The organism is Youngiibacter fragilis 232.1 (assembly GCF_000495435.3).
GTDB classification, from domain to species: Bacteria; Bacillota; Clostridia; order Clostridiales; family Clostridiaceae; genus Youngiibacter; species Youngiibacter fragilis.
The window spans coordinates 1-4,769 of the sequence record NZ_AXUN02000077.1 but is presented as its reverse complement, the minus strand read 5'-3'; the positions used below and the strand labels follow the sequence as shown (position 1 = coordinate 4,769).

4 protein-coding genes and 1 other annotated feature are annotated in these 4,769 nt (G+C 48.6%); of the genes, 2 read left to right on the top strand and 2 right to left on the bottom strand.

Annotation, left to right across the window (positions count from 1 at the left end; genetic code table 11):
* Positions 1–192: 192 nt before the first annotated feature.
* Entirely contained in the window at positions 193–651 is a 459-nt protein-coding gene (locus T472_RS04985; protein WP_023387073.1) for a hypothetical protein, read from the bottom strand.
* Positions 652–797: 146 nt separating this feature from the next.
* Positions 798–1,052 (top strand) — a binding site (T-box leader).
* 57 nt (positions 1,053–1,109) lie between these two features.
* Between T472_RS04985 and T472_RS04980 the strand changes: the two genes are divergently transcribed.
* Positions 1,110–2,402: an O-acetylhomoserine aminocarboxypropyltransferase/cysteine synthase family protein gene (locus T472_RS04980; protein ID WP_023387075.1), complete on the top strand. Its 1,293-nt coding sequence runs from the start codon at positions 1,110–1,112 to the stop codon at positions 2,400–2,402.
* A gap of 21 nt (positions 2,403–2,423) precedes the next feature.
* A complete protein-coding gene (metA, locus tag T472_RS04975) occupies positions 2,424–3,368 on the top strand; it encodes a homoserine O-acetyltransferase MetA (RefSeq protein WP_023387078.1) in 945 nt (314 codons plus the stop codon).
* Between the two features lie 68 nt (positions 3,369–3,436).
* On the opposite strand, the gene T472_RS04970 is transcribed toward metA, so the two are convergent.
* Complete coding sequence (locus T472_RS04970) at positions 3,437–4,294, bottom strand: hypothetical protein (protein WP_023387080.1); 858 nt, start codon at positions 4,292–4,294, stop codon at positions 3,437–3,439.
* Between the last annotated feature and the right edge of the window lie 475 nt (positions 4,295–4,769).

The window sequence follows — 4,769 nt, the reverse complement described above, 5'->3', positions numbered from 1 at the left end:
CGGTACTGTCAGAAAATCGCCAGTATGAGGCAAGGGTTTAACCAATTAAATTACAGCTTCACTCAGAGCATTTATCAAATGCTCTATTTGTGTTGTGGTTTTATAGATACTTCTATGGGCTGCCTGAATTACTAATTTCAACCATAGAGGGAGTTAATATTCTTAATTGAGTCTTGACATTTTATAGCTGGTCTAGTAGTCAGGCTGTATGAAGACAGCCTTGCTTATTATCTCGCTGACCAGGCGTGCGCCTTCCTGCGAGGTTGAAATGTATCTGTACCTGACAAGCAGGTCGTGTATCTCACCCAGGGTTCTTGTATGCTGAAGGTCGAACCGTGTGGAGTTCCTGAAGAGCTTGGAGAGCTCGTAGAACATCTTGTCAAGGTCGCTCTTGTTTCCATAGCTTGAATCATCGATGACCTTGGCCATGTCTCCCATCGTGTGGACAAGCTCATCACCCTGACGCAGGAAGTCCTCATAGCTCAGGGAATCCCTGTTCCCCGTATACTCTATGAGCCTGTCGACTACACCGAGTACCGCAAGGTTAGAGTTGTCCTTTACCAGCTCACTGGTCCATCTGAAGGAATGATATGCGGCAAGTAATACGGTGACTGTAATGACAGCATAGATCAAAAGGAATTTCCGCTTCATATCTCCTCCGGAAAATAGTTAGTCTTACCCAAAATTATATCACATGGTGCACGTTTTTGCAGAACTACTGAGAATTCGGGAAATTTTCAGCAATTTCGTTGTTGACATGTGCCTTTCCTGGTGGTACAGTTGTCTACAATAAGTTGAAAGAGGCAATGAAGGGAAGAGTAAGCTTGCATGGACTCCTTACAGAGAGCGCCCGTTTTGGTGAAAGGGTGCGGATGAGGTCTTGCTGAAGATGGTCCCGGAGCCTGATGGCTGAAGGGTGACTTTAGGCTGTCACGTAGCGCACACGTTATAGTGCAGGGGTATTTACGGACTTTGTCCAGCGTACCTTAAGAGGTCATGTGCTGTGAGGCACAGGCGAACAAGGGTGGTAACACGGAGCTTCCGTCCCTTTGCATACATTGCAGGGGATGGGGCTCTTTTTTATACAAAAAAACAAGGAGTGGATCAAAATGAGCGACACAAAGAGAAATTACAGATTCGAGACACTGCAGCTTCACGTAGGACAGGAGACGGCGGATCCGGCAACTGATGCCCGATGCGTACCCATATACCAGACATCATCGTATGTATTCTCAGGATCAGCCCAGGCTGAGGCAAGGTTCAACCTCTCTGAGGGAGGGAACATATATACAAGGCTCATGAACCCGACATCGGATGTATTCGAGAAGAGGATAGCTGCGCTTGAAGGCGGAGTGGCAGCCCTTGCAACCGCTTCAGGGATGTCTGCCATCGCTTATTCGGTACAGAACATAGCGGTAGCAGGAGACCATATAGTATCATCCACAAGCATTTATGGCGGTACCTACAACCTCTTCGCCAATACCTTCAAGGATTTCGGGATAGAGACCACATTCTTCGACGGTAATGACCTCAGGACACTTGAGGCGGCAATAAGGCCCAATACCAAGGCTGTTTTCATCGAGTCACTTGGCAATCCAAATGCTGACCTCATAGATATCGAGGAGGTTGCAAGGATAGCCCATGAGAACGGTATACCGCTCATCGTGGACAACACATTTGCTACACCGTACCTTCTGAGGCCAATAGAATATGGCGCAGACATAGTCGTCCATTCGGCGACCAAGTTCATTGGCGGACATGGTACGTCCATAGGCGGCGTTATCATAGACAGCGGAAGGTTCGACTGGAAGAGGAGCGGTAAGTTCCCCGGTCTTACGGAACCGAACAGCAACTATCACGGGGTTGTGTTCACAGATGCTGTGGGGAGCCTGGCATACATAATCAAGGTGAGGGTGACCCTCATGAGGGATACGGGAGCGGCAATAAGCCCGTTCAACTCATTCCTGTTCCTCCAGGGCCTGGAGACCCTTTCACTAAGGGTTGAGAGGCATGTTGAGAATTCGCTGAAGGTTGCAAAGTATCTTTCGGAGCATCCTAAGGTTGAAAGGGTGAACCATCCGAGCCTCCCGGGGAATCCATACAACGGGCTGTACAACAGGTACTTCCCGAAGGGCGGTGCTTCCATATTCACTTTCGAGGTGAAGGGCGGAGCTGAAAAGGCGAAGGCATTCATAGATAATCTTGAGGTGTTCTCGCTGCTTGCGAACGTTGCAGACGTAAAGTCACTTGTCATACACCCTGCAAGCACAACCCATTCTCAGATGACTGCAGAGGAGCTTGAGGCTTCGGGAATCAAGCCGGGAAGCGTAAGGCTCTCGGTAGGCACTGAGCATATAGACGACATCATCTATGACCTGGAGCAGGCGCTATCAGTAATATAGGAAAGATTGGGGGAAATAAAAATGCCTATCCTTGTGCCAAAGGGGCTGCCGGCCTACAAGACCCTTAAGGAAGAGAACATATTCGTAATGGATGAGAAGAGGGGCCAGAAGCAGGACATAAGGCCTCTGAGGGTTGCAATCGTGAACCTCATGCCGACTAAGGAGACAACGGAGGAGCAGCTGATAAGGCTTCTTGCCAACACTCCCCTCCAGGTGGAGGTCCAGCTTCTGTCCATGGGAAGCCATGATTCGAAGAATACTGACAGGGCTTACCTTGATAACTTCTACAAGACCTTTGACGAGATAAAGCACCAGAAATATGACGGTATGATAATAACGGGGGCTCCGGTTGAATTCCTGCCCTTCGAGGACGTGGACTACTGGAAGGAACTGACTGAGATCATGGATTACTGCAGGGACAATGTCTTCAGCACCATACACATATGCTGGGGAGCCCAGGCAGGGCTTTACAGGCATTTCGGGATAAACAAGCATGTACTCGACAAGAAGCTTTTCGGGGTGTTCCTGACTAAGGTGAAGGACAAGAAGTCAGAGCTCATGAGGGGCTTCGACGAGGAGTTCTATGCTCCACAGTCAAGGCATACCCAGGTGGACAGGGAGGAGATCCTGAAGGTTCCTGACCTCAGGATACTTGCCGATTCCGAAGAGACAGGTCCCCATATCGTGGCGACAAAGGACAAGAGCCTCATCTTCATTCAGGGACATATGGAATATGACAAGGATTCACTGAAGAAGGAGTACGACAGGGACATAGCCAAAGGCATGGAAATGGAAGTACCGGACAACTATTTCAGGAATGACGATCCAAAGAAGGGAGTTCTCTTCAGATGGAGGGGTCATGCAAACCTCTTCTACGCCAACTGGCTGAATTTCGTATACCAGGGTACCCCTTATGACCTGAATGACCTTCCAAGGCTCAGGGAAAAGAAGCACAGGGAAGCCTGATCCAAAACAGACAGCATAACAGCAAGACAGGGTCAACCCATTATGGGATGACCCTGTCTTGCTATCAGTCATGCTTCCAGCGGAAGCCTCTTGACCATGAACTTGTCGAATGCCTCCTGTACGTTGAAGTCCATCTCCGGGAAGGAGTGGTTGACAAGGTACAGGACCTCGAAGACTATGGAATAGAGGTCCTCGACAGTATCCAGCCTGTTGCCCTCGAACATTGCCTTGAACCTGCCGACTATGTTTACAGGAACCAGGCTCATCTCCTCAAGCTCTGCGTACATCCACTTGTAGCCTCCTGAATAGCTGTCGTTGATCGCAGAAAGTATGTTGAAAAGCCTGTGCTGGATGTCTATGACCCTTGCAAAGAATTCGGTCGGATTGTCCCTCTGAATGAATAGCTCTATATTTCCATTGGTAAGCTCCTGCAGGTTATCGTAGATGACATTGACTGCAAGCTCCCTTGGGTACAGGTCTGCCTTTTCCTTCCACTCCTTAAGGATCTCTTCACCCATTAGCACGTATGCATGGCTTATGGTGTCAAGGAAACCAAGAGTCTGGTAGTCCGCAAGATGGTATTCCCATGTGTCTGAAATAAGGTTGTCGTAGTAGTCAACGCCGTTGTGGGTGACATCCACCTGTATGGAGCCAATTACAAGGCTGTCCTCGTTGTTGTCCTCATCCATTGCATTTATCCTGTCTGCCCCAATGAGTTCCACAAACCTGTTTCTCGTATCCATGTCGGGGAACATGTCCCAGAAGCAGAGCAGCTGAAGGTCCGAGTAGGCATCAGCCTTTCCCCTTGATACGGATCCTCCTATTGCCATTGCCTGAAGAACACGGCCATCGAACTCGGCAGTGCTCAGTCTATCCTTTATCTCAAGTGCAAGCCTTACCCTCGGATTGTTCATATCAATTCCCACAAATACCACTCCTCGTTCAAATGCTTATGATGACTGATAATCTAAAGAAGTCCCTACAACCATGATATCAGAAAATGAAGGAGAGGGTTCTGAATCGGGAGAGTGTTCATAATTTGTTAGGTTTTCAGCATGCTTATAGTATAATTTAGAGAAAATGGGAAGGGGGGTGGTGCGCCAGTTCGGCGCTGAAAAATATAACTGGTGGGAACCCAGTCTGGTAAGTGTTAGCCACACGCCAGTATCTAGCCTTGGAGCCGAAGCCGCGAGGTCAGGTTTAAGCGTAGGCAAGAAACCATACGAGCCGTAATGCGAAAGCGTAAAGTGATTGAGCCTCGTTAGACTAATTAGAATGGAAGCTGATGCCGTCACCTCGGTAGCAAGCTATAATGCTTATTCGAAATGGCAAGAATAAGTAGGTTCCATCGGGGTCTGAGAACATGGCGAGTATGAGAGAGTTATTTTCAACGTACCTGGG

Coding starts and splice junctions, on each gene's coding strand:
- T472_RS04985 (WP_023387073.1), bottom strand. CDS start 651: ATGAAGCGGAAATTCCTTTTGATCTATGCTGTCATTACAGTCACCGTA.
- T472_RS04980 (WP_023387075.1), top strand. CDS start 1,110: ATGAGCGACACAAAGAGAAATTACAGATTCGAGACACTGCAGCTTCAC.
- metA (WP_023387078.1), top strand. CDS start 2,424: ATGCCTATCCTTGTGCCAAAGGGGCTGCCGGCCTACAAGACCCTTAAG.